18 protein-coding genes are annotated in these 24,729 nt (G+C 33.7%); 15 read left to right on the forward strand and 3 right to left on the reverse strand.

Features of this window, described 5'->3' with window-relative positions:
* Nucleotides 1-66: 66 nt before the first annotated feature.
* The 5 genes from DIT68_RS02790 to DIT68_RS02810 all read left to right on the forward strand — a co-directional run bounded on the left by DIT68_RS02790 (nucleotide 67) and on the right by DIT68_RS02810 (nucleotide 11,040).
* Nucleotides 67-5,163 (forward strand): translocation/assembly module TamB domain-containing protein, encoded by a 5,097-nt coding sequence (locus DIT68_RS02790; protein WP_109358286.1) that lies wholly within the window; start codon nucleotides 67-69, stop codon nucleotides 5,161-5,163.
* A complete protein-coding gene (tamL, locus tag DIT68_RS02795; protein WP_109358287.1) occupies nucleotides 5,163-7,448 on the forward strand; it encodes a translocation and assembly module lipoprotein TamL in 2,286 nt (761 codons plus the stop codon). Before DIT68_RS02790 ends, tamL begins: the two co-directional genes overlap by 1 nt.
* A 151-nt stretch (nucleotides 7,449-7,599) precedes the next feature.
* Nucleotides 7,600-8,871 (forward strand): SdiA-regulated domain-containing protein, encoded by a 1,272-nt coding sequence (locus DIT68_RS02800; RefSeq protein ID WP_109358288.1) that lies wholly within the window; start codon nucleotides 7,600-7,602, stop codon nucleotides 8,869-8,871.
* Nucleotides 8,872-8,959: 88 nt separating this feature from the next.
* Nucleotides 8,960-9,595: a PAQR family membrane homeostasis protein TrhA gene (gene trhA, locus DIT68_RS02805; protein WP_109358289.1), complete on the forward strand. Its 636-nt coding sequence runs from the start codon at nucleotides 8,960-8,962 to the stop codon at nucleotides 9,593-9,595.
* A 140-nt stretch (nucleotides 9,596-9,735) separates the two neighbouring features.
* Nucleotides 9,736-11,040 (forward strand): DUF2254 domain-containing protein, encoded by a 1,305-nt coding sequence (locus DIT68_RS02810; protein ID WP_109358290.1) that lies wholly within the window; start codon nucleotides 9,736-9,738, stop codon nucleotides 11,038-11,040.
* A 4-nt stretch (nucleotides 11,041-11,044) separates the two neighbouring features.
* Here the strand turns inward: DIT68_RS02810 and DIT68_RS02815 are convergent, their stop codons facing one another.
* Entirely contained in the window at nucleotides 11,045-12,604 is a 1,560-nt protein-coding gene (locus tag DIT68_RS02815; RefSeq protein WP_109358291.1) for a PH domain-containing protein, read from the reverse strand.
* Nucleotides 12,594-13,112, reverse strand: a complete 519-nt coding sequence (locus DIT68_RS02820) for a PH domain-containing protein (RefSeq protein ID WP_109358292.1) — start codon at nucleotides 13,110-13,112, stop codon at nucleotides 12,594-12,596. Before DIT68_RS02820 ends, DIT68_RS02815 begins: the two co-directional genes overlap by 11 nt.
* Nucleotides 13,113-13,396: 284 nt before the next feature.
* On the opposite strand from DIT68_RS02820, the gene DIT68_RS02825 reads away from it, so the two are divergent.
* From DIT68_RS02825 to DIT68_RS02835, 3 genes are all read left to right on the forward strand, one after another.
* A complete protein-coding gene (locus tag DIT68_RS02825; RefSeq protein WP_109358293.1) occupies nucleotides 13,397-13,756 on the forward strand; it encodes a TraR/DksA family transcriptional regulator in 360 nt (119 codons plus the stop codon).
* Nucleotides 13,757-13,857: 101 nt separating this feature from the next.
* Nucleotides 13,858-15,447: a T9SS type A sorting domain-containing protein gene (locus tag DIT68_RS02830; RefSeq protein ID WP_109358294.1), complete on the forward strand. Its 1,590-nt coding sequence runs from the start codon at nucleotides 13,858-13,860 to the stop codon at nucleotides 15,445-15,447.
* A 98-nt stretch (nucleotides 15,448-15,545) separates the two neighbouring features.
* Nucleotides 15,546-16,592, forward strand: a complete 1,047-nt coding sequence (locus DIT68_RS02835) for a hypothetical protein (protein WP_109358295.1) — start codon at nucleotides 15,546-15,548, stop codon at nucleotides 16,590-16,592.
* Between the two features lie 86 nt (nucleotides 16,593-16,678).
* On the opposite strand, the gene DIT68_RS02840 is transcribed toward DIT68_RS02835, so the two are convergent.
* The gene (locus DIT68_RS02840) at nucleotides 16,679-18,565 is read right to left on the reverse strand and encodes a B12-binding domain-containing radical SAM protein (protein ID WP_109358296.1); all 1,887 of its coding nucleotides are present in this window, start codon (nucleotides 18,563-18,565) and stop codon (nucleotides 16,679-16,681) included.
* Nucleotides 18,566-18,715: 150 nt separating this feature from the next.
* Between DIT68_RS02840 and DIT68_RS02845 the strand changes: the two genes are divergently transcribed.
* The 7 genes from DIT68_RS02845 to DIT68_RS02880 all read left to right on the forward strand — a co-directional run bounded on the left by DIT68_RS02845 (nucleotide 18,716) and on the right by DIT68_RS02880 (nucleotide 24,586).
* The gene (locus tag DIT68_RS02845) at nucleotides 18,716-19,324 is read left to right on the forward strand and encodes a class I SAM-dependent methyltransferase (RefSeq protein WP_109358297.1); all 609 of its coding nucleotides are present in this window, start codon (nucleotides 18,716-18,718) and stop codon (nucleotides 19,322-19,324) included.
* 416 nt (nucleotides 19,325-19,740) lie between these two features.
* Nucleotides 19,741-20,247: a cupin domain-containing protein gene (locus DIT68_RS02850; protein ID WP_109358298.1), complete on the forward strand. Its 507-nt coding sequence runs from the start codon at nucleotides 19,741-19,743 to the stop codon at nucleotides 20,245-20,247.
* A 58-nt stretch (nucleotides 20,248-20,305) separates the two neighbouring features.
* Entirely contained in the window at nucleotides 20,306-21,028 is a 723-nt protein-coding gene (locus tag DIT68_RS02855; RefSeq protein ID WP_109358299.1) for an NAD(P)-dependent oxidoreductase, read from the forward strand.
* 226 nt (nucleotides 21,029-21,254) lie between these two features.
* On the forward strand, nucleotides 21,255-21,896 hold the full coding sequence (locus DIT68_RS02860; protein WP_109358300.1) for a hypothetical protein: 642 nt from the start codon (nucleotides 21,255-21,257) through the stop codon (nucleotides 21,894-21,896).
* Nucleotides 21,897-21,932: 36 nt separating this feature from the next.
* Nucleotides 21,933-22,424, forward strand: coding sequence for a hypothetical protein (locus tag DIT68_RS02865; RefSeq protein WP_109358301.1), 492 nt, complete (start codon nucleotides 21,933-21,935; stop codon nucleotides 22,422-22,424).
* Between the two features lie 494 nt (nucleotides 22,425-22,918).
* Nucleotides 22,919-23,872 (forward strand): polysaccharide deacetylase family protein, encoded by a 954-nt coding sequence (locus DIT68_RS02875; protein WP_109358303.1) that lies wholly within the window; start codon nucleotides 22,919-22,921, stop codon nucleotides 23,870-23,872.
* Nucleotides 23,873-23,956: 84 nt separating this feature from the next.
* On the forward strand, nucleotides 23,957-24,586 hold the full coding sequence (locus DIT68_RS02880) for a hypothetical protein (protein ID WP_109358304.1): 630 nt from the start codon (nucleotides 23,957-23,959) through the stop codon (nucleotides 24,584-24,586).
* Nucleotides 24,587-24,729: the final 143 nt, after the last annotated feature.

The following is a 24,729-nucleotide window of genomic DNA, read 5'->3' on the forward strand; positions in this document are numbered from 1 at the left end:
CTAAACACCGTGTGCGTTGCGAACAACAAAGAGAAAGTGTAAATTTGAGAATACTAAAATAAAAAATTGGCAGAAACCCCAGAAACATCAAATGAGAAGAGCAGTAAGTCTAAACGACCTTGGTGGAAGCGTGTCTTACGTATATTGGGCAGTATTTTACTTGTTCTCATTATCCTGTTTATTACACTGGTGCTTATTGTGCGCAGTCCTTGGGGACAAGATTTCATTGTCAGTAAAGCCACCAATTTTGTTTCAGAGAAAACCAAAAGCAAAGTTGAAATAGAGAAACTTTTCATCACTTTTGGCGGTGACGTCGATTTGCAAGGCTTATTTCTTGAAGATAACAAAGGAGATACGCTGATTTATTCCAAAAAATTACAAGTTGACATTCCTCTTTGGCCAATTATCATGGGAAATCCAATTTCTATTGATGGATTAGAATGGACTGGTCTTCGTGCAAATGTAATTCGTAAAGATACAGTAGAGGGCTTTAATTTTCAGTTTTTGATAGATGCCTTTGCTTCTGATACGACAAACACAGAGCCTGCTCCAGAATCGGACACCACAAGTAGTAAACCTCCAAAAATCTCTGTAGGTTCTATTGATTTCACTGATTTTAAAGTGATTTATGATGATGAAGTTACCGGAATGAAAGCCAATCTTGATTTGGGTAATTTCCATTTTCAAGGTAGAAATATTGATTTGGAAGAAATGAAGTTTCAAGTCGCTGAAATGGCTTTGGAAAATACTAAAGTGAGCTACATTCAAACCAAAGCAAGTGCTCCTTCGGACACCACAGAGTCTACGCTTCCTTATTTAAGTCTCGATAATTTAAAATTGAAAAATGTTAGCGCGCATTACGAATCTGTCCCAGACAGTATGTTTGCCGATATTGATTTAGATGAGCTAGAATTAGAAGTTCCAAAAGCTGATTTAGCAAAGCAAGACATTAAAGTGGGGAAATTCATGTTGAACAATTCAAACATTCAACTCATCACAGGAACTCCAAAAGTAGAAGATTCAACTGTAGCTCCTACTCCATCTCAAAAAACGCAGGCCTTTATTTGGCCAGACTGGAAAGTTGAGGTGGAATCCATCGCACTTCAGAACAACAATTTGCACTATCAAGTAGGCAAAAAACCAGCCGAATTAAATAGTTTAAATTCAGATTATATAGTCTTGAAGGAATTCAACTTTTTAGCAAATGGCATCTTATTGAGCAAAGAAGAATCAGCAGAATTAAAGCTTGAAAATTTATCTTTTAAAGAGGAAAGCGGTATTACATTGAACAAATTGGCACTTATTGCAAAACTTGATCCCTATTCCTTTTCGATTGATGATTTTATTGTAGCTACAGGAAATAGTTCCATTGATTTAAATTTAAAAGCACAGTTTTCATCTTTGGAAAGCTTTATAGAAACTCCAGAAAAGTCTGAATTAAACTTGAATTTGAAACAATTTATTATTGATTTAAACGACGCTTTTGAATTTGCTCCAAAACTAAAGGAAAATGAATATCTAAATAAATTAGCCAAACATCCATTTATCGGTGGAATTAAAGCAGACGGTAAACTTAAGGAAATGGATCTTTCCAAATTTCAGGTGAATTGGGGACAAAACACAGAAATTAAAACGAATGGACAGTTTAAAAACTTAACTGATGCTGACCAATTATATGCCGATGTTGAAAGTCTTACCTTCAATTCCACGAAATCAGATATTACCAACATCATTTCAGAGGAAGATTTAGGCATTTCTATTCCAAAAACAGTACAATTAAAAAGTAATTTCAGCGGAAAACTTGATGATTTAATAGCGCAATTACAACTTACTATTCCAGAGGGAAAAGTGAACGTTGACGGTAAATTTAAGCAGCAAAATGAAATTGCTTTCGATGCAAAAATCGATGTGATTGATTTAGAATTAGGCAAAATTCTTAACAATCCAGAAATTGGTACAATCGCTTTTGAAATGAAAGCCAATGGAAAAGGAAATGACATCAATGATTTGAACGCAAAATTAACTTCAAACTTTTCTCAGCTAGAATTTAGCGGATATGATTTTTCTGAATTAGAGCTAGATGGACAATTGAAAAACGGAAAAGGTGATGTCAATATTTGTTATCAAGATGAAAATTTAGACTTAAAAATAGATTCTAAAATTGAATTAGACTCAGTTCAACCAAAAATCGATTTAGATTTAAAATTAGAAGGCGCTGATTTGTATGCTTTAGGCTTAACTGAGAAGAAAATTAGGGCAAAAGTCTTGATGATGGCCAATTTTGAAGGTAATGCAGATGAATTTAAATTCGAAACGAAAATTACGGAGGGAGTAGCTGTTTATGATAACGATAATTATTATTTAGGACCTGTTGACATTAGCGCTAGCGCAGCAACAGACAGTACTTCTATGGACATTAAAAGTGACTTTTTGAATGGAAAGTTAAGGGCAAATACTGGGATTGCAAAAATTACAGAGGCGATTCAACATCAAATGGAAGGCTATTTTAGCGACTCATTAGACCATGAGCATAATTTTGAAAATCCTGTTGAACTTCAATTAAACATGAAGCTGTCCGAGACAAAATTAATCACTAGCTTTTTCGTTCCCCAGATTAAAACAATGGATACTTTGGAGTTAAATCTTGACTTCAATCAAGAAGAAAAAGAGCTCATAGCCAATTTAGATTTACCCTATTTGAATTACGCAGACAACACCATTGACAGCTTAAAATTGAATTTTGACGCATCCGATAAAGAAGCAAAATTCAAGTTCGGTTTTAATGAACTCGACGCTGGACCTTTAGTAATGAAGAGAACTTATTTTGATGGTGACTTTCAAAATGAGCAATTGAATTTACACTTCCATTCATTTGATGGTGAAGAAGAATTGTATGTGCTAAAAACTGGAATTACTGGGAAAAGTTCAAATTTAAAGGTACATATCAATCCGGAGAAGCTTATTTTTCAAGGGGAAAATTGGTCTATTCCTACAGACAATGAATTAAGAATTGAAAATAATCAGCTATTGGCTCAAAATTTTGTTTTCAGCAAAGGAAATGAAAGCGTTAAAATTGCCAATGATTTAGTGCAGACATCACAGCATAATATAGGCGTAGGATTTGAGAATTTCAAACTGGCCAATTTGCTCGCACTTTTCAATAAGGATGAATTATTGGCCACAGGAAACATGCAAGGAAACATTGTAGCCATCGATCCTTTTGAAAACTTCGGTTTAAATGTAGATTTTGGAATTTCCGATTTAACCGCACTACAAGCGCCATTGGGCGAGCTTTCTCTAAAAGCAAAATCTGAAAGTGGCGATAATTATAATCTTGATTTAGGAATTAAGGGAGAGGATATTGATTTAGAAGTGAAAGGCGATTATGCATTTCAAAACAAAGAATCTGAACTTGATTTCATGTTGAATTTAAACAAGATTGGAGTTGAAACCATTGCAATTATATCCGGAGAAACTTTGAATGAAGCCTCAGGAAATATTTCAGGAGAAATTGCGCTTAAAGGAGATCTTAGCAATCCAGATTATAAAGGAAATATACAATTTAACCAAGCCGAATTTAATGTTACACAATTGAACTCTAAATTCAGATTGGCCAATGATAAGATTAAGATAGACAATTCAGACATTACCTTAAATCAATTCTCAATAGAAGATGAACAAAATAATAGCTTCACCTTAGATGGAGGAATTTCAACGGAAAATATGGCTAATCCAGACTTTGATTTAAAAATTAACGCTAAGAATTTTCAGCCTATAAATTCAACCCAAGAAGACAACGAGGAATTTTATGGCGTTTTGGATTTTGATATGAACGGAACAATAAAAGGAAACCTCAATTTCCCAGTCGTTGACATGAACTTATCGATAAACGAAAATACCGATTTCACTTACGTCCTTCAAGATGCACAAGCGCAAATTGAGAAAAGTGAAGGGATTATCGAATTTGTAGATAAGGAAAATCCAGACAATATTTTAACCAGAGCAGACGATTCTACAGAAGTCACTATGTTCGGAGGAATCGAATTACACGCTAATTTGAAAGTTGAGAAAAATTCTGAATTCAATGTAATTGTTGATCCTAGAACAGGAGATAACTTAAATATTTCTGGTGATGGAGATTTAGATTTCAACATTGCCAGAAATGGAAGAACCACACTGAGCGGAAGGTACAACATTAACAAAGGGCATTATAACTTAAGTCTGTACAACCTGGTGAAAAGAGAATTTGAGTTAGAACCTGGAAGTAATATTTCTTGGTCTGGAGGAAGTCCAATGGATGCTGAAATGGACGTTACTGCGAGCTACAAAGTGGAAACTTCAGCCTCTGCCCTTATGGCTTCTCAGACTTCTGGAGCCAGTGAAGAGGTGAAAAATAAATACAGACAAAGACTTCCTTTCTTAGTTTATTTAAATGTAAATGGTGAACTAGATCAACCCAGATTGAATTTCAATTTGGGAATGCCTGAAGATGCTCGTGGCGCAATTGATGGAACAGTTTACAGCAGAATTAAACAAGTCAACAATGAAGAAGATGCCTTGAACAAACAAGTCTTTTCTCTTTTGGTATTAAAGAAATTTTACCCCAACGCAGGCTCTGATGGTAGTGATGGAGGAACAGCTAGAATAGTACAGAAAAACATAAATCAAGCCATTTCCGATCAATTAAATACCTACTCTGACAAATTATTAGGGAATTCTGGCGTAGAATTGAATTTTGGACTAAATAGCTACACCGATTATCAAGGAGAAACAGCAGAAGAAAGAACAGATTTAAACGTAAGTGCTCAAAAAAAATTACTAGACGATCGCTTAATTGTTCAAGTGGGTAGTACGGTTAACGTGCAAGGTGATGCACAAGCTGGAGAGGAAAACGCTGTTGTGGGGAATGCCAGTATCCAATATCTTTTAACAAAAGATGGACGCTGGAGGCTGAAAGGATTTAGAAGTAGTGAATACGAAAACGTGATAGACGGACAAGTTTATGTGAATGGAATAGCGCTAATTTTTCAGCGACAATTTAATCATTGGAATAAACTATTTAGCGAAAAACCAATAAAAGAAGATGGAGAAGACTCTAATTCTGATGAAAAGGAGAAAAGTAAAAATACAAGCACTAAAACCGGTAAAAAAGAGGAGGAATAATGCTAAATAACTTAGGAAAATATCGTGTTATTATTGTTGTTTTGGTGATCACAATGCTTTCTGCTTGTAGCGTCAAAAAGTACATTCCAGAAGGTGAAATGCTGTTTCGCGGAGGAGAAGTTAAGGTAAATGATACACTAGGCAATCAAGACATTTCAAGCTTAGAAAGCGAATTGCAGAGTCTACTCTATCCTGACCCAAACACAAAGTTTTTGGGTTTATACCCTGGACTTCACTACTATTATAAAGCACAAAAAGAGAAACCTAATTTCATCATCCGCTTTCTAAACAAAAAGATTGGAGAAAAGCCCGCATACTTTTCAGATGTCAACGTTAAAAAGACGCAAGAATTATTAGAAAATCGTTTAGAGAATAGCGGTTTTTTCTACACCAGAACTTCTTCGAACATTGAAAAAGACAGCATTTCAAAAACAGTTAAAACAAACTACACCGTCACCATTGGAGAAGCTTATCATTTAGAAAACTATACTGTCGAAGTGGATTCTCTGGAAAAAGCAAATCATGTACCAATCTATTATCAATTAGAGAAAGCACTCTCCGAAACCATTTTAAAGAAAGGCATCCGCTATGATTTGGATGCTTTTAAGGCGGAAAGAGAAAGAATCGATAAATATTTGAAAGATCTTGGCTATTATAATTTCAATCCTACATTTATACTTTTTCAAGCCGATACGAACTTAAACAACAATAGAACTTTTAATCTCTATCTAAAATTGAAAGAAGGAGTTCCTCTCAAATCAAAAGTACCTTATGTTATTGATCATGTTGAAGTTTATCCCAACGTCTCAAAAGACACTACTGGAAATGTAGCAGACACGACACGCATTAATGAAGTGGAATTTATCCAGAATCATTTATTCTTTAAACCTTACCGACTCGATCCATTTATTCTCTTAAAACCAGGAGATAGATTCGACCCTACCAAATCAAAATATACCAGTCAGCGAATTTCTTCCATTGGAACATATAAATTTGTAAATATTAATTTTGAGGAAATCGAACCCATTGGTGAAGACAGTCTCAAATTAAGACATTTAAAAACGACAATTTCCCTTTCACCGTTAAACAAACGTTCCTTAAGATCAGAATTACAGGGAGTTACAAAATCTAATGATTTTACTGGACCTGATCTAAGTTTAACCTACTTAAACAGAAATATTTTTAAAGGGGGCGAAAGTTTTTCTGCCCGCGGTAATTTTGGTTACGAAAAGCAATTCGGTAGAAACACAAATGGTTCAAGCAGCTTACGTCTAGGATTAAATGCGGCTATAACTTTCCCAAGATTAATTTTCCCAGGTAATTTTGATAAATATTTCAAATATGCAATACCGAAAACCAGAATAAGCACCGGTTATGATTTCATGAGAAGAACTCAACTTTACACTCTCAACTCCTACTCTGCTTCATTTGGATATATTTGGAACGCCAATCAATGGGTAACACACCACATTGAACCAATCAAAGTGAATTATGTTAAAGTGGGTAAACGAAGTGAAATATTCGATTCTATATTAGACGGGAATCCATTCTTAAAAAGAAGCTTTGAGCAACAATTTATCGCCGGATTAAATTATACTTTCACCTACAACGAATTAAACAATCCGAATAGAAAAGCGAGACTTTACGCAAGGTTTAATTTCGATTTGGCTGGAAACGCAGTAAGTTTATTTGGTAAAACTAGAGAAGGAGATTCAACTGAAAGTTTTCTTGGTCTTTCTTATGCGCAATACATAAAAGGAGATTTAGATTTAAGCTATCATGTCAGGTTAACACAATCTGGTCATAGTTTAGTGGGTAGAGTATTTGGTGGAATTGGTGTTCCGTACGGAAATTCGAGTTCTCTGCCCTACGTTAAACAATATTTTTCAGGGGGATCCTACAGTGTTAGGTCCTTCGATATTCGCGGACTTGGTCCTGGAACATATAATCCCGACACCGAAGGAGATTTATATTTCGACCGATCAGGAGATATTCGTTTAGAGGGGAATTTTGAATACCGCTTTCCACTAATTTCTGTCCTAAAAGGCGCTTTATTCTTCGATGCAGGAAATATTTGGAATTTGAGCGATAATCTTGAAGGAGGAAAATTCACATCTGATTTCCACAAACAATTTGGTATCGGAACGGGTGTTGGACTAAGGGTCGATGTACAAGGATTCGTTATTCGTTTCGATTTTGCCGCACCATTAAAACGCCCCGAATCGGATTGGAAATTTGAAGCCGATAAACCAGTGTTTAACTTTGCGATTGGTTATCCATTTTAGATGAAAATTAGCTATTTAAATTTTATTTCAATCCTATACTTGATTTAAAAAGAATACGTAATTTAGCGTATGGTTTATGTTTGTAGATTCTAAAACAAAGGACTAGAAAGCAGACAAGTGACACCTAACAACTTAATATAAAATACTGAAAATGAAAACAACGCTATTTCTCGCAATACTTCTTAGCTCTTTTGTTTGTATAGGTCAAAAAACTGGTGACCATATCAGCAATTCTGAAAAGAACGAATATTTCAAAATCATTTATGAAAAATGTCCAAATGCAGATATTCTAAAATTAGAAAATAAAGAAGACTATGTGGAAATAGAGTACCTCTGCGATGGAAAGTATTATGAAATTGGAATCAGTAACTCGAAAGTTTTATTCATCGAATCTAAAGCGGAAAGCAACACAATTCCTAAGGAAGAAATCAAGAAAAAATTAAGCAAGAAATATGAAGGTTGGTTATTGGATGAAATCTCTTTAATTACCACAAATGACACTTCTTTTTTTAAAGTAGAAATCATAAAAGATGGACTAGAACAGAATTTATTTTTCACAACCGAGGGAAAATGGTACAAATCAAAATCTATTGTAAGCTCTGATAATTGGACGATTGATAAGCTAGGCAAAAGCAGTTTATTTCAAAATGCAGAATACAACTTTCTCTCACCAGCACAGGTTTATAACTTGCCCGATGTGTTAAGAGAGGTTTCAGGAATCGCATTATCTGAAGATGAAAAATCAATACTTTGTGTTCAAGATGAACTTGGAGCGGTCTTCGAATATGATTTTCTTCAGGAGGAGATTAAAAACATCCACCGATTTACAGATATTGGCGATTTTGAAGGGGTTTCCGTTATTGGAGAACTCGTTTATGTGTTAAGAAGTGATGGGAAAATTTTTACATTCAATTACAAAAACAAAACAGAAATTAAGGAACAAATGCTCTCTTTGAATTCATTTAATTTTGAAAGCTTGGCATTTGATGAGAGCAATAAGCAGTTTCTTACCATTAGTAAAGATGCTGCATTAAACCAACCTGAATCTAAAAGATTCCTTTATCAATTCCCTGTTGATTACCCCGCACAAACCTCCTTACTCCTTGAAGTTGATATTTTGGAAATTAATAAAATAATTGCTGAAGAAATAACAGATATGCAAGAGAATAATGTGATGTTTAATCCTTCTGAAATCGCGATTCACCCCATCACCAGAGAAATTTATATCCTTGCAGCAAGCGATAGAATTTTAACCATTTACAATGAGCAGGGTTTAAAATCTGTCTATCCCTTACCCGCAGAATTATACTACAAACCAGAAGGTCTAGCATTCTTCAAAAATGGCGATTTATTGATTTCTAGTGAAGGCGACAAAAGAGGAATTGTAAAAGGAAACGTCATGCTTTTTAAGTATGGAAAGTAGATTTTCATTTTGTCTAAAGCCCTGTAAACATTAATGAAAACAAGGCGAATTAGATAAAAATTATAACTTAGCAAAAAATGACAATTACATGAATGATTACTCACCCAAAGAAGAAAGGTTAAACGTTCTTTCTCATGCACTTGGATTTTTTTTGAGCATTGTTGCTTTGTTTTTCCTAATCTTTCGGGCTGCTGAAATGGGGAACTCTTGGCACATTACCAGTGTCACAATTTTTGGTGTTAGCATGATCATCCTTTATGCTGCTTCTACGCTTTACCACAATTCAAAAGAGATTGAGAAAAGAAGAAAGCTAAAGATTTTCGATCACGCAGCCATTTTTGTTTTAATTGCAGGAACTTACACTCCATTTACTTTAATCACACTAGAAGGGACAGTGGGTTGGACAATCTTTGCAGTGATTTGGGGAATGGCCATTACAGGCGTAACTTTAAAACTGTTTTTCACCGGAAAATATAAAATCCTTTCTACAATTATGTACGTTTTAATGGGTTGGGTAATTATTTTCGCCATAAAACCACTGATTGAAAGCTTGTCCTCTGGAGGATTATTTTGGCTATTTCTGGGTGGAGTGTTTTATACAGTTGGAGCAATTTTATACAGTATCAAGAAAATAAAATTCAATCATGCCATTTTTCACTTTTGTGTCCTAGCGGGAACCTTCTGTCATTTTTATTCCGTTTATCATTTCGTACTTCCTTCTTAATAAAGACTAATTTTCTTGAAATCCGGAGTCTTTTGCTACCTTACTCCGCTTCAAATTGCTATATTTAATATTTGGCAGTCATTTGCAGGGTTAAAAACTACAAGAAAACTCTAAAATTAAATAAATCTACTCCTTATTGTATGAAAAGAGAAATAACTAAATTCTTCAAGAAGCAATATCAATACATCATTCAAAGCATTGCATTTTATCCGGTGCTGATCAGTCTCGCGTTTTTAGCGGTTGCCGTTTTAAGCATTGAGATTGAGAGTCATGATTTTATCGACAAAATTAAAAAAGATATACCGTATATATTTATCGAAGATTTTGAAACTGCAAGAGCTATTCTTTCTACAATTATTGGCGGAATAATTTCATTAACGGTTTTCAGCTTTTCTATGGTGATGGTGGTGCTCAATCAAGCCTCATCCAACTTTTCCCCCCGGTTACTGCCTAGTTTAATTTCCAATAAAAAGCATCAAGTCATTTTAGGATTTTACATTGGAACACTACTCTATTGTATCATTTTAATCACAGCATTAGGCGCTTATGGAGTTGAATCAGACTCATTAGGCTTATCGACTATGCTTGCCGCTTTAGCGAGTTTAATTTGTATTGGCCTATTCGTTTATTTTATCAACAGTATTTCTGTTGCTATCCAAATTCACAACATAGTGGATAAAATTCATGCTTCTACCAACTCCTATTTGGATAAAGAACTAAAGCAACAAGAAGAGTCAAAAGTGATAATGAATACTGAAAATTCAGAAAATTGGCTAACTATAAAAATCGATAGAACTGGCTATTTTAGAGGTTTTGACACTTCATTACTCAAAGAGTCGTTAAAATGTAAGGACAACCATTTCATTCTACTACCCTATATAAATCAGCACATTTGGGAAGGAATGCCAATTTTAAAAGTGCGAGAATTCATTACTGAGGAAGAGTTAGAAAATCTTCTTTTTTGCTTTGATATTTCCTCGGACCGACACGAAAGCGATAAAAATGTAACAGGAATGATTAAATTAATGGAAATCGCGGTAAAAGCAATGTCTCCAGGTATAAACGATCCTGGAACAGCAATAAACGCCATTAATAAAATTGGACAATTAATGAACAAGTTTCTTGAGTTTCCAGAAAAATATTCCAAATATGTCACGGAAAATAAATTGGTTATCACAGATTATAGCATTCCCGCCAGCGAGCTCATGAGGTTGGTTATTCAACCCATCAGGTTGTATTCAAAACACGACAACTCGGTGATGTATGTGTTGCTTAAATCACTGCAATTCATGAAAGAGAACCCAAAGATTTCAGTAAAAAACAAAGGTGTGGTTGAGATTGAGTTAAATGCATTAAAACATGACATCGAAACAAGTATTGGTAATCCTATGGACAGAGAGAGTTTGGTGGTTTTGATGGAGGGTGAAAATCAATTGAATTTTTAAATTATTAGATCCAACCCAACTCACTCTCCTCCACTTTAAAATTCAAATAATTTACAAGCAGTAAAACCTCTTCCAACTTCAAGTAATTGATGCGCTCTTTCCCAGAAGCTGTATAAATGATTAAATCTGCGTGTTGGTTTTTTTGCTGAAAAAAGTTTCGCTGAATGGATATGGATTGAACTTTGTGAACTGCGATATACTTTTTATTCGTGTGAATAGAACCAGACTGCACTTCGATGAGATTTTCATTTACACCAATATGACTTTTTCGAACTGTTTTATAGACGATAAACCCGAAAACTGAAAATAGCATAAGCAAAATTACTAAGCTAAATAGCCAGCCTTGTAAAAAGAATAAGGCCGTTGCGATGAGCGAACTCAACAAAACATAAGCAAATGACAGTCTGAACATTAAACGCATACTACTTTTAAAATTCACAAATTGCTGCGGATAGTTCAAATCAAAAAGGGAGGTAAAAAGGATATTTAAATTAGCATCTGAAATTCCTATCACTCCTATCTTTTTCTTATCGCGCAATTCTTGCGATGAAGCTTGACTAATGAATACATTTTTAATTTGGAAGAGGTTCTTTAATGGGTTTTCCTCAATTTCAAAAACTTGTGCCTTATTCTTTTTTATAATTTGATTTACGCGCTTCAAAAGACCATATTCAACTTCATAATCATTGTCTTTTTTGGTGACTTGAAGTCCATAATATTTAATAACCGTTCTTCCCACTGTTACAATAAAAGTGGCTATTAACAGAAAAATGATAAAGCCCACTAAAAAAGTAAAAGTTTGATAAAGCTGGGTTAAGTAGGTGTTTTCAAAATCTACTTTATAAAAGCTGGCGAAGAATTCCTCAAGGTATTGAAAGATTGTGCTGATAAAGAAAATAACCAATCCAAAGCCTTTTAGGTAATTCGAACTAATTCCAACTTTTAACAACTCCCAAATATTCAAATTAAACAAAAGAGACGGTTTAGAAGCTAAGTTATTGTGCTGTGTTTTATGGTCGGCTTCACTTTGTAAATGGTCCTCCAAGTCATTTTCTAAATTTCCGCTGTTCTCAATAATCTCCCTATTTTCAGAGCGAATGCTTGTTTCATTTTTCAGCAATTCCTCTTTGAGTTCCATCGCCACTTCCCTACTCAAAGCTTTAATCTTAATTTCAGCAGTACTTTGTCCAGCAGTTTCAATCTCTACTCCTACAACATTCAACATTTGCTGTATGAGGTTTTGGTTGATATTAATATTTTGAATTCGGTCGAAAGGAATATCCGTGTCTTTAAAGCTAAAAACGCCTTGCTTTAATAAAAAGCGTTGATTTTGGACATGAAATTTAAAATTCAAATAACTTTTGTAGGAATAAAGCATTTGCAGAAGCAACAGTACAGCTAAAACAATGAATACTTTGCCCAAGTGATTTTCCCGCACATTACTGCTCAACAGCGGAAGAAAAACATAGATATTTTGTCTAAGACTTTTTACTAAATCCATTAGAAAAACTACGAGAATACCTCTAAGGTTTTGACGTCTTGGAATTGAAAAATCAGTCTTCATCGATGTCTGCAACTTTTAGAATTTGAGCCTTAATTTTATCGGCGTTGATCTGATCTAGACCTTTAATACTTAAATCTCCAGAGGATGATCCTGCGGTGTAGATTTTAAGTGAATACAATTTAAACGCCTTCAAGAGCAAGCTTTGTCGGAGCTCAATGTGCTGTATTCTTTTATAGGGAACTAAAGTTTCTTTATAAACAAAAAAACCTCTTTGAAACAGAATATCCTTTTCTCTAATTCCAAATTTTCTTCGTGAAAATCCCTTTTCTATTTCTGTGATAATTAGAGCGAAGAGGATGACTAAAATTCCCAAAAGAACAAAAAACAGCTCTTTTATTGGGCTAGCAGTCAAAAAAACAGTCAACCAGGCCCCAATAAACACCAAAAACCAAAACAAGTATAGAATGCGTAAAACTTTCAAATATTTAGAATCAACAGCAATTCCTTCGACTTTTTCAAAGCGGGGCAAATCATCTATGTTTAAAGTATTGTTCTGAAAATCTAACATTCATGAGTTTTTAAATATGGATCAAATTTAAGGAAAGTATTAGTTATGGGCTTCGATAGAGAAGATGTTTCTGAGCTAAAAACTCATTTTGTGAAAGCAAGAGCCATTGTATTCAACACCGCAAAATTCACAAAGAATCATAATAATTCACCAAAAAGCTTCTAAAATCACTATATTATGGCATAATCAAGAAATTTATTAATGTAAATTATAAAACTGACTCTAGTTTTAAGCGCATTCATAATTCTTCTTGATTTAATAATCAAACCAAAAAAACAAACAAAATGTCAGACAACAAAACACAATTCAGTCCAAAAAAACTTGAAAATTTCAAATCAATTATCGATAAAGAAATAAACATTATAGATGAAGAACTTAGTAAACTAAAAGAAGAAAGAGCAATTCAAAAGGAAAAACGAGCGAACACAAACGTAGCATTTAATCAAAGTAGTAAACACTTCCAGCAACAAGCCAAAAACAAGCAGTTAATCAGTAGACTTCAGCGTAAATCGAGAGAATTGCATTCGGCATTAGAAAGAATTGAAGACAAAACTTATGGTATTTGTGAAAGAACTGGTGAATTAATCAGAGAAGAAAGATTGGAAGCAAAACCAACAGCGCGTTTTGACATTTTGAAGAAATAAATAGATTCTAACAAAAAACACTTATCCAACCTTCCCTTCAAAATTCTCGTGTACCTAGGTAATTCATCAAGTCAGATGAATCCAGTAAAAAAACGTGAATTATGAAACTAATAAAAACGACTTTAATAGCGATTTCCATTTTATTCGTCAATTCCTTAAATGCACAGATAAATTCTTCAACTCTAGATCACAATAATGTTTCAGCAAAGATATCCGATGCTGGAACTTTCTTTTATGACTTTGTAAATCAACAAAATGGCTATGAAATCCCCAAAGGTTCTGGCTTGTCACCTATTTACACAACTCAATTTTGGTTCGCAGCAGTTGACAGTCAAGGTGATATTCATTTCGTTCAAGGAGGAATGCCAAATCAAGGAAGTGATGTTTTCAATGGACCTATTTCTGATCCTGGAACATATAACACTCCAGAATATCAAGCCAAGTGGGGAAATTCAATTTGGAGTATTTGTCAAACTGACATTGATAATTTTATTTTGACTTATGAATGTAATTTAGACCCAAACTGTAATGAAGTTTATCCATTGACCAACGAGGCTATCATGACAATAAATAATTGGCCAGCGCATGGAGATGACAATTCAGGTCAATCCTATTACCTGGCAAAATTCTTCGATAATAATGGTGATGGTTCCTATAATCCAATGGCTGGCGATTATCCAATTATTAAAGGTTGTTGTGCAACATATATGATTCAAAATGATGCTGCTGAATCTCATTCTTATACAAATACTGATTCAGTCGGAATGGAAATTCATTACATGTTTTACCAATATAAAACTTGGGATTATTTAAACGACGTCACATTTATTGATATTTCTGCAATCAATAAAAGCAATATAAATTACCCAGAATTTATTCACAGTATAGCCGTAGATGCCGACATTGGAAACCCTGAGGATGATTATTTTGGCTCGGATTCACTGAAGAACCTAAGCTATTTCTACAATGCAGATAACGATGATGAAGATACTCAACAATCACTCGGTTATGGAGTAAATCCTCCAGCAATTGGAATTGTGAGTCTCAACAAGGACATGACTTCTAGCCTTCCGTATGAAGGTTTCGGACTTACTGTTCCACAAAAATGGAACTTGATGAATGGATTGAAAACTGACGGAAGTTTATGGCTAAACCCAAATGGAAATCCAACAAAATACGTTTTTTCTGGTAATCCAAATATCGCTTCGGAATGGAGTGCGCTGAGCATAAATCATCCCATAAAAGAAGCAAAAGCCTTGTCATCAATAAATATTGGCAGTTTCAATATCGGCGATACAATGAAACAATCTTTCGCAATAACTTATGCTAGAAATGGAAACCACTTAGAAAATGTTCAATCGATAATTGATTTAGCTTCAGATGTGCAGCTTTTTTATGACAACGAATCGGACATTCCTTGCACAAATGGAACTACTAATTTAGAGGAGCAAGAGAACTTTAATGTATCAATTTCTCCTAATCCTTCTACTGGGACTGTGAACATTAATAATTACAACAAAAACCTACTGTCCATTAGTGTTTTAGACTTTCAAGGAAAAGTGATTTTAGAGAGGTTTTTTAGTTCTGAAAGTAATATTGATGTTGATTTAAGTAATCAAAATAGTGGAATTTACTTTTTTCATTTGAGAACGGAGTCATTGAATTTGATTAGAAAAGTCATTATCCAGTGATAAAACGAGGTCAAATAAACATCAAAGATAAGGCAAATGCCGTATTTCAAATTTTTAGTTACAGCCCTAAATTTGTTCTAAATATTTAAACTAAGAATATGAAAACGATGAACACTATTTTAAGCTTGTTAATAATTCTATTATTCTCAACCTTAAACGCACAAGAACTGGGAGATTTTAAGCCAAAAGACAATACTTACAAAGCTAAACTACTCAATAAAGGCTCTAAAAAGCTATACATTGCCAGTTTTACAATAAATTTCGAAACTTATAAAGAAGCCATAGATAAAAAGAAAGCTGGTGGATTTAGAAATACCATTAAAAATGCTGCGAAAGCAAAAGCGGCTATTGGTTTAGGATCCCTTGACAAAGAGGCTTTACAATCAAAGGCAGACCAATTATACATTGAATTTGTAGAGGAAATGAAAGGCAAAGGTTACGAGATCATTTCCGCTGAAGAAGCTGGGAAAACTGAAGTTTACCAAGGATACAAAAGCATGACTGGACCTACAATATTTGAAACAGACATGACGGGAATTTTATCAGTAGTTCCAACAGGCTATTCATTTTATTATAAAGACAGAACAGCATTTACTAATCAGTTTGGTGGAGTTTCAAAGGTGCCACAAAATTTATCAAAAGAGTTAAACGATGCTCTAATTGCGGACATTTCTTTAAATTACATTTTTTCAGAAACAGGAGCTGATTGGAATGTTGGAAATCAGGCAAAAGTGAAGTTATTTGTAAACTATAGATTGGCGAATCAATTTACCGTTTCTGATGAAAATACGGGAACTACTTTAACTAGTTTCGTGGATAAATCACAACAATCTGTTGGCTTATCAAGTTTTGTGCAATTCACTAAAGGGAAACTAAAAATTGGAGGAAGTGCTGAATCTCAATACACGGGAATCATGAAATCTGATTTAGAAATAAATGATGTACTTCCAAAAGAAAAAGTGGTTGCCTATTCAAGCCAAACGATAGCAACCGCTACTTCAATCAATCCAATTGTTACCATCAGAGGAAGTAATTACAGTGAAAAAACAAAGTGGTTAGAGCCGGATGGTGTAAAGTATGCCAAAGGAATGTATTTAGCTGGAAGTAAATTCATTAACTATCACTTAAACGAAGTTTTTGAATAAAATCGAAATAGATAAACATGATTTTTTTAGACCTACTTGGAGTTTTCCACTCTCAGTATGGTCTAAAAAATGTCTTGTTTCATTCATTAACCCACAGCAACTGTTTTCGTCATTTCCTCCTTTAAAAATCCTTCTATCAAATCTTTAGGATGCGCTGTTGGAACCACAGGAAAATCAAACCAATGTTGCATTTCTTTGTCAAATCCTGAATTATTCATGTAGGCGCTCAAAGCGAGATTTAATCCTTTTGAATAAATTATATGGTCTGCTCCTGTTGGATCTTCATGGTATAAATCATTCTGTGCAAAGCCTTTAAATGGAGGCCCAATAATATTAATACCAAAATCATCTGGGTTCTTCCCTACCGGACTGTGTATTGTGGTGGTAAACCTATGCCAATAAGCAGATTGAATACAGTTTTTTTCAAATAATTGCTTAACAACTTCCAAGGAATCAATTGTTTCTTGCTCATTTTGAGTTGGAAATCCGAACATTAAATAAGCATGAACCATAATATTTTGTTGGGAAAAGTTGTTGGTCACCCTTGAAACTTGAGCAATATCCACACCTTTTTTCATTTTTGCTAGAAGTCTATCCGAGGCAACTTCCAATCCTCCGGTCACGGCAATACAACCCGACTTTGCCATTAATTCGCACAATTCGGCGCTAAAGGTTTTTTCAAATCGAATATTGGTCCACCAAGTAATTTTCACATTTCTCTCCATCAATTTTAGAGATAATGCCCTGCACATTTTTGGTGGAGCAGCTTCATCTACGAAATGAAAACCTGTAATTCCGGTAGTTGCAATAATTTTCTCGATTTTATCTACTAAAGCATCGGCAGTTGTGTTTTGATAAATCGCGATATAATCTAAATTTACATCACAAAAAGTGCACTGCTTCCAGTAACAACCATGTGAAATTGTTAATTTATTCCACCTGTGATCCGTCCACATTCTGTGCATTGGATTTACAATATCCAAAAATGAAACATATTTGTCATACGGCAATCCAGCATAATTTGGTGCCGGAAGATCTTTGTGATGATAAATCGTATTGGGCAACTTATTTTTGTAAACTACCCTCCCTTTCTCTAGCACATAAGTCCTTTCCAATTCTTCAATTTCAACCTTTCCCTCAAGATAATCGACGATCTTCAATACCGGTCCTTCTCCATCATCCATTGAAATAAAATCGACACATTCGAATATTCTAGGATCTTCTAATGAACGTAACTCTGTATTGCAATATCCGCCACCAATTGCAATTTTAATATGCGGATAAAACTGCTTTATGAACTGTGAACAACGCAAGGCAGCAAATAAATTCCCAGGAAAAGGAACAGTAAAACACACCAAAGTTGGCGAATGCTTTAGTACTTGCTTTTCGAAAGTTTCCAACATTTTATCCTCAATAATTGTGGGCTCATAGTTTAGAAATTCGTCTAGTTGATCGTAGCTACAAGAATCATTAGAGATTTGTTCGGCATATTTTGTAAAAGCAAAAAACTCATCTACGTTAGCTTGAATAAAATCTCCTATTTCTTCTACAAATAATGTGGCGTAATGCTTGGCTTTATCAATAATTCCAATTTCTCCATCAGCCCATTTAATTTCTGTATTCATATTCGACAAACGATGTCCTTGAGGTAAAAAACCATCTGCAAGAATTTTGTGCGCTGTTTCAATATCACTTTTTTGAAGAAAACGAATCACATCCTCCACTCTAGAAATATACATTTTCTTGTATTTCCTTACCAAAGGATGGTGAAAACTCTGCATTTCTGCTGCTTCTTGAAAAATTGAATGCAAAAACTCAGAAGTAAAAATTGATGTAAAAAGCTCAATGCTTAAATCTATATGTTCAACAGAAACCGAATGGTCTTCAAGAAAACCTTTAAGATAAGCCGTTGCAGGATAGGCAGTATTTAACTGAGTAAATGGCGGAATAACTAAAAGGAGTTTGGATTGCATTGTGCAAAGATAGGATACTTAGTTTAGATAATTTGGCTCAATTCAAATAATTCTAAATCTATTCCTTTCAGCTTAAATTGCTACTTTTAGTTTTTATTGCATTTTAAAAACCATTTCCTTAAATTCAAAATATAATTTAAATCCAAAAATATGACTGAAATTTGGGAATCAATATTTAGGAGCAACAAAGAAATGTGGGGGTTAAACCCTACTCCTTCCACGCTAATTGCCAATGATTTCTTTATTGAAAAAGGAATCAAAAACATACTCATTCCTGGATTTGGTTACGGAAGAAACGCCCAAGTCTTTATCGAAAATGGAATAAAGATTACCGGAATTGAGATTTCTAAAACAGCAATTGAGAAATCCCGAAAACACTTCAAAGCAGATACAAAAATCTATCATGGTTCAGTTACCGAAATGCCATTTGACGAAAGTACATATGACGGTATATACAGTTATGCGCTGATTCATTTACTGGACAGCCAAGCCAGAAAAAAATTAATTCAAGATTGTTATAATCAACTTGAAATCGGCGGATATATGATATTTGTAGTTGTTTCAAAGGCTTCACCAAACTATGGAACAGGAAACTTTATTAGCCAGGATAGATATGAAGTCCACAACGGCTTGAATCTTTATTTTTATGATGAGGAATCTATTGAGAATGAATTTGGCGCTTTCGGATTGCTTAAAATTAGAGAAATTGAAGAGGATTTGTCTTTTTATATGGTGATCTCTAGAAAGGAGACTATCTAATATAATCTGTCACTCAATTCATTCTTAAACTTATATTACAATGTCAAATTTATTGATTCTTCTTTTTATCAGTTCAGTCGGTAGCTGTATTAATGCTAAAACGATGTCGAATATTATATATTTGGGTTACCAAGAAAACTAATCTAGGATAATGATAGTAATCATTCCGGTTTGGATCATTCGTCAACTGACGGACTCAATAAAATACACAAATTGTTATTCTCGTCATATGGTTCACTCTGTGGGCTTAGCTAGGATTCCAGTATAGAAAATTCTCCTTCCATTTACGAACTATCTTGGTAACGCACTTATTATAATTATTGGAGAAATCATTTTCAAAATTAAAGCAGTATTAAAGAGAAGTAGACACTAATCATAGAAAAACATTAATTTCACAGCACAAAAACAATTTCACAATGAAGAGTAAAATACAAGACATAGTTGAACGATTAGATTTACAAGAACATCCTGAAGGTGGATATTTTAAAGAAACCCATAGAAGTGTTGGTGAAATCACTGAAGAGAACTTAGGAGAAAACTATAAAGGATCAAGAAATTACTCAACCACAATTTACTTCTTACTGACATCAGCTAATTTTTCCGCTTTTCATAGAATAAAACAAGATGAAATATGGCATTTTTATGACGGCTCTCCTATTCGATTGCATGTAATTACGAAGGACGGGGCTTATCATGAACACATTATAGGAAGAGATTTTGAAAAAGGTCAGTTGCCCCAGCGAATTGTAGAAGGTGGTGATTGGTTCGCTTCCGAAGTTTTAGAAAACAACTCCTATTCTTTAGCTGGATGCACGGTTTCGCCAGGATTTAGTTTTGAAGATTTTGAAATGAAATCAAAAAAAGAACTGGTCGAATTATTTCCAGATCACGAGGAGATTATCGGAAGATTGACCCGATATTAACAATTTCACCTTAAAACTGGTAAGCCTAGTTATCCATCAAACCAACTTAAAAAAAAGTATGAAAGCATTAGTTGTAGGTGCAAGCGGCGCTACAGGACAGCATTTGGTCACCCTATTATTGTCTAAAAATTATAATGTAAAAATTGTAGTCCGATCGACTGAAAATTTGCCAATTTCTTGGAAAAGCAATAAAAATTTGGAAATTATTATAGCCAGTATTTTGGACTTTAGTGATGAGGAAATGCAAGAATTAACCGCTGAATGTCAAGCAATTATTTCTTGCTTAGGTCATAACCTGAGTTTTAAGGGAATTTATGGTGAGCCTAGAAAATTAGTAACGGAAGCTACCAGGAGATTATGTGAAGCCGTTTTATCCAATAAACCACAGGCGCCAACTAAGTACATTTTAATGAATACCTCAGGAAACAGAAACTTAGATTTAAATGAAAAAGTCTCCTTTCCAGAAAAAATAGTAATTGCTCTTTTGAGACTTATTCTTCCGCCTCATGTGGATAATGAGCAAGCCGCAGAATATTTGAGAACGGAAATTGGACAACAAAATAAATTCATAGAATGGACAGCTGTTAGGCCAGATGACTTAATAAATAATGAAAAAATAACACCCTACGAAATTCACCCTTCACCCATTAAAAGTGCGATTTTTAAGGCGGGAAAAGTAAGCCGAATCAATGTTGCTCATTTTATGTCTCTTTTATTGACCAGTGAGGGTTTATGGGAAAAATGGAAAGGTAAAATGCCTGTAATTTATAATAAAAAGTAGCGGGTTATCACCATTCAGTTTTAGGAAGTTAAATACTTATGCCATTGAGTATTTTACAAGAAAAGGTTAAAAGAAAACTAAAAATTCCATCTTTTGATTTCAACCCTGACAAACATACATTCATCGATAAATACGAATGTTTTGTCGAAAAATTTAAATCTTTCATAAGTCAACGTCAGATTGTTCTAATTTAGGAAGCTCATTTAACGATTTTTGATCAATAAATATGAAGACACTGCACTTGTTATATACGTTTTCAAAACTCATTGGAATTAAAAAACCTTATTTCTACTCTAAAAACAGTTACTACTATTTTGAGTCTATATCCACTAAATATTACAATGGAAAATATTATTTGAGACTCATGGAAGTTTTTAAATCAATGAAATCGATTTCCTCCAACAAAAAATTGAATTATAATGCCCACAGTTCTACAAAGCAAATAATAAAAGAATATGGTACTCCATTTTACACCATGAAGAATGAAGGTATGAAAGAAACAGAAATTCTGTACTATAAAAAACGCATTGGTTTTCATAAAGCTAGACTTGAATTTCATTTTTACAAAGAAAGATTATTTTTCTACAGTTATACCTTCCCATATTTATCTAATTCGGACAAAATAGAGATAAAAAAAACACTTGAAGAGAAGTACTATGAAAAACAAAAAATAGATTTCACCAAAAATTATCTTACAGATTTAGACAAAAACATGATTAGTGTTACAGATGATATGGAGTATTCCATTCTATATTTTTGCAAGAATGATAAGGCAATTTCAAAGTTAGAGTCAAAAAGAAAATCTAAGCAAATTAATAAGTTAAATACGAACAAGCTCCATAAGAGTGATTTGTTTCGAAATCTTTAACTTTACACAAAAAACTACATTCTCCTTTTTCAAGCTATGAAAACAGAATCCATTGCTTCCATTAAAAAAGAACTCAAACATTTACCACAAGAAGAACTCATTGAAGTTTGTTTGCATTTAGGGAAATTCAAAAAGGAGAACAAAGCCTTAATGACGTATTTGCTTTTTCAAGCAGACGATGAAGCTGGGTATATTGAAAGTGTAAAGGAATCAATGGATGAACTTTTTGATGAAATGAATACCCAGAGTTATTTCTACATGAAAAAAACCATTCGTAAAATTTTAAAACAAACTAAACAATACATAAAGTTTTCTAAGAATAAAGCAACGGAAGTTGAGCTCCTACTCTATTTTTGTGAAAGATTAAACGCCTTAAAACCATCCATTTTTGACAACATTTTGCTAAGTAATTTATTTGATCGTCAAGTCATGGCAATTATCAAAAAAATTGGGGCACTTCACGAAGATTTACAGTTTGATTACACCAATCGATTGGAAGAGTTTGTAGACTTGGATTATTACGCTTAAATTATGAATTTCTTTGTTGAATAATGTGAAGCACATCAATCCCTTAAAAATAAAGCTGAGAAATTTTGAAAATATTCATTTTTAGCATTCAGGGTTCAGCCTAGATTATATAAAAAGGCGGTTTATAAGTGTTGTTGCATAATCTGCCTTAGATGGTAATTTTGTACCCAGTTCCTACAACAGAGATGGATTCAAAATGAGTCAATCCTTTCATGATGAGAACCATAAGTAAAATTCAAATGCATTACTTTCGGAGTTTTAGCCAATCGTATTGTTAAAAGATATTCTTGCATGATTTTAGAAAATAAAATGCTTATCGGGAACTTTACCAGCAGTTTAATAAATTACAATAGAAAACGGTTTTCTCTTAAATTTGACAAGATCCTTCCATTGTTGAAAATCATAATTTTCAACAATGATCAGGATGACAGTTGTGGGGATTGGTGGGGCAAAGGAGAGGGGAAAAACAAAGTCAGATAACAATAAATATATGAATGAGATTTAATATGCAACATAAAAATCTTTACTTACTTCTCATTTTAATAGGTATTTCATTTTCAAATCCACTCTACACACAAACGAAAATTGCCATTACCATAGATGATGTTCCGAATACTCGGGTTTTTAAAGCCAATAATTACAATTCAATTTTGTTGAACAAACTTGATTCTTTGAGTATTCCCATTTGCATCTTCGTAAATGAGGGTTTGATATATAAACAAGACTCCATTTTCAAAAATAAAGAATTATTGAATGAATGGGCTAAACGCGATTATATCACACTTGGAAATCATACTTTTGGACATTCAAAATACTCGGAGGTTGGTTTTGAAGAATTCAAAAAAGACCTAATCAAAGGCGAGCCGCTTCTCAATTCAATGGCGGAAAAATATGATAAAAAAATTCAGTATTTCCGTTTTCCGTATAATGACTTGGGTCAAGACTCTCTTGCTCAATTCAAAATAAATAACTTACTCAAAACACGGAATTATATCAGCACTCCCTTTACCATTGAAAGTGCAGACTGGGTGTACAACTACATTTATCGTTATTATTTGGCAAATTCAGAATGGGAAAAAGCCGAAGAGATTGGGCAGCTCTACGTAGAGGCAAGCTTAGACTTTTTTCATTTCTTCGATTCACTATCTATGGAAAAATATGGAAGAAAAATTAATCAAATTTTTCTTTGTCATGACAGTCATTTGAATGAAGCTTATCTTGTCGAGATCATTGCGCATCTCAAAAGCAAAAAATACAATTTTGTAAGTTTGGAGGAAGCCTTGCTAGACCCTGTTTATGCTCAGAAAAGCAATTATCACAAAGCTAAAGGCATTTCTTGGATGTATCGTTGGATGAAAACAGAGGAAGAAAGAAAAAAATGGATGAAAAAAGAACCTGATATTTCTGAGATCGAAATTTTATTTAAAGAATTGAGCGACAATAGATAATAGCTGAAATAAAACCTTTGGAGGAAATCAAAAGTGCCATTTCACAATAAACAATATTTAAATAATGAAGCCGTTACTAGTTGTATGAAAAAACTACGGCTATTTTTTGGATTACTATTGCTCTTTACCACCTCTTCTTTTGCCCAATTGAGTTTTGAGAGTAATTTCAACCTAGTTCATATTGGAAGAAATCAAAACATACTGGCGAAATATCAATGGAACAAATTTTCTGTTCTCGCAGGAATCAAATACAACTTCAATAAAGAAATTTCATTTCCATCAGGTCAAAGACACTTTTTTAAGAAGTCCTTTTGGGCTCTCGACTTTAAAGAACATATAGGATTGGAATTTGGAGCACAATTTGTCCTTTTAAAAAAAACGAATGTTGAATTATTTACATTTTATCAAGCTCAAATCACCAAATCTCATATTCGACACGAATCTTATTATGCTTTATTCCCCCTTGTTCCCTATCCTCAGCCGGAATCCGATTATGCCTATACCCTATCAAAAAATTTTATAGGGCCAGTTTGGGCTTTAGAAAATAATTTTGGAATAGGAGTTAATGTGAATTTCACCGACTTCCTCTATTTATCCACAAAATTAGGTGGCGGTTTGGTGTTTTACAATAACACCGACCCTAACAACTTTATCGGTTCTGAAATGTGGGAGTTATCAGAGTTGTTTAGCATGGGAATGGGTTGGAATTTCTAAAACAAGGCCCTCTTTTAATTTTAACAAAAACGTCATGTGTTCTATTTCAGCGCTGATAAGCAGAATCAGAAAATCCAAAATGAAAGAAATAGGTTCCATTCTAACAATTATAATAACTTTGTATAAACTAAAATTTTGGATTT

The sequence above is a fragment of the Brumimicrobium oceani genome, assembly GCF_003143775.1.
Classification (GTDB): Bacteria; Bacteroidota; Bacteroidia; order Flavobacteriales_D; family Crocinitomicaceae; genus Brumimicrobium; species Brumimicrobium oceani.

Excerpts from the sequence above, each read along its gene's own strand:
- DIT68_RS02850 (WP_109358298.1), top strand. The coding sequence starts at position 19,741 with ATGAAGAGTAAAATACAAGACATAGTTGAACGATTAGATTTACAAGAA.
- DIT68_RS02845 (WP_109358297.1), top strand. The coding sequence starts at position 18,716 with ATGACTGAAATTTGGGAATCAATATTTAGGAGCAACAAAGAAATGTGG.
- DIT68_RS02800 (WP_109358288.1), top strand. The coding sequence starts at position 7,600 with ATGAAAACAACGCTATTTCTCGCAATACTTCTTAGCTCTTTTGTTTGT.
- DIT68_RS02875 (WP_109358303.1), top strand. The coding sequence starts at position 22,919 with ATGAGATTTAATATGCAACATAAAAATCTTTACTTACTTCTCATTTTA.
- DIT68_RS02835 (WP_109358295.1), top strand. The coding sequence starts at position 15,546 with ATGAAAACGATGAACACTATTTTAAGCTTGTTAATAATTCTATTATTC.
- DIT68_RS02830 (WP_109358294.1), top strand. The coding sequence starts at position 13,858 with ATGAAACTAATAAAAACGACTTTAATAGCGATTTCCATTTTATTCGTC.
- DIT68_RS02815 (WP_109358291.1), bottom strand. The coding sequence starts at position 12,604 with ATGAAGACTGATTTTTCAATTCCAAGACGTCAAAACCTTAGAGGTATT.
- DIT68_RS02855 (WP_109358299.1), top strand. The coding sequence starts at position 20,306 with ATGAAAGCATTAGTTGTAGGTGCAAGCGGCGCTACAGGACAGCATTTG.
- DIT68_RS02860 (WP_109358300.1), top strand. The coding sequence starts at position 21,255 with ATGAAGACACTGCACTTGTTATATACGTTTTCAAAACTCATTGGAATT.
- DIT68_RS02810 (WP_109358290.1), top strand. The coding sequence starts at position 9,736 with ATGAAAAGAGAAATAACTAAATTCTTCAAGAAGCAATATCAATACATC.
- DIT68_RS02825 (WP_109358293.1), top strand. The coding sequence starts at position 13,397 with ATGTCAGACAACAAAACACAATTCAGTCCAAAAAAACTTGAAAATTTC.
- DIT68_RS02840 (WP_109358296.1), bottom strand. The coding sequence starts at position 18,565 with ATGCAATCCAAACTCCTTTTAGTTATTCCGCCATTTACTCAGTTAAAT.
- tamL (WP_109358287.1), top strand. The coding sequence starts at position 5,163 with ATGCTAAATAACTTAGGAAAATATCGTGTTATTATTGTTGTTTTGGTG.
- trhA (WP_109358289.1), top strand. The coding sequence starts at position 8,960 with ATGAATGATTACTCACCCAAAGAAGAAAGGTTAAACGTTCTTTCTCAT.
- DIT68_RS02865 (WP_109358301.1), top strand. The coding sequence starts at position 21,933 with ATGAAAACAGAATCCATTGCTTCCATTAAAAAAGAACTCAAACATTTA.
- DIT68_RS02880 (WP_109358304.1), top strand. The coding sequence starts at position 23,957 with ATGAAAAAACTACGGCTATTTTTTGGATTACTATTGCTCTTTACCACC.
- DIT68_RS02820 (WP_109358292.1), bottom strand. The coding sequence starts at position 13,112 with ATGTTAGATTTTCAGAACAATACTTTAAACATAGATGATTTGCCCCGC.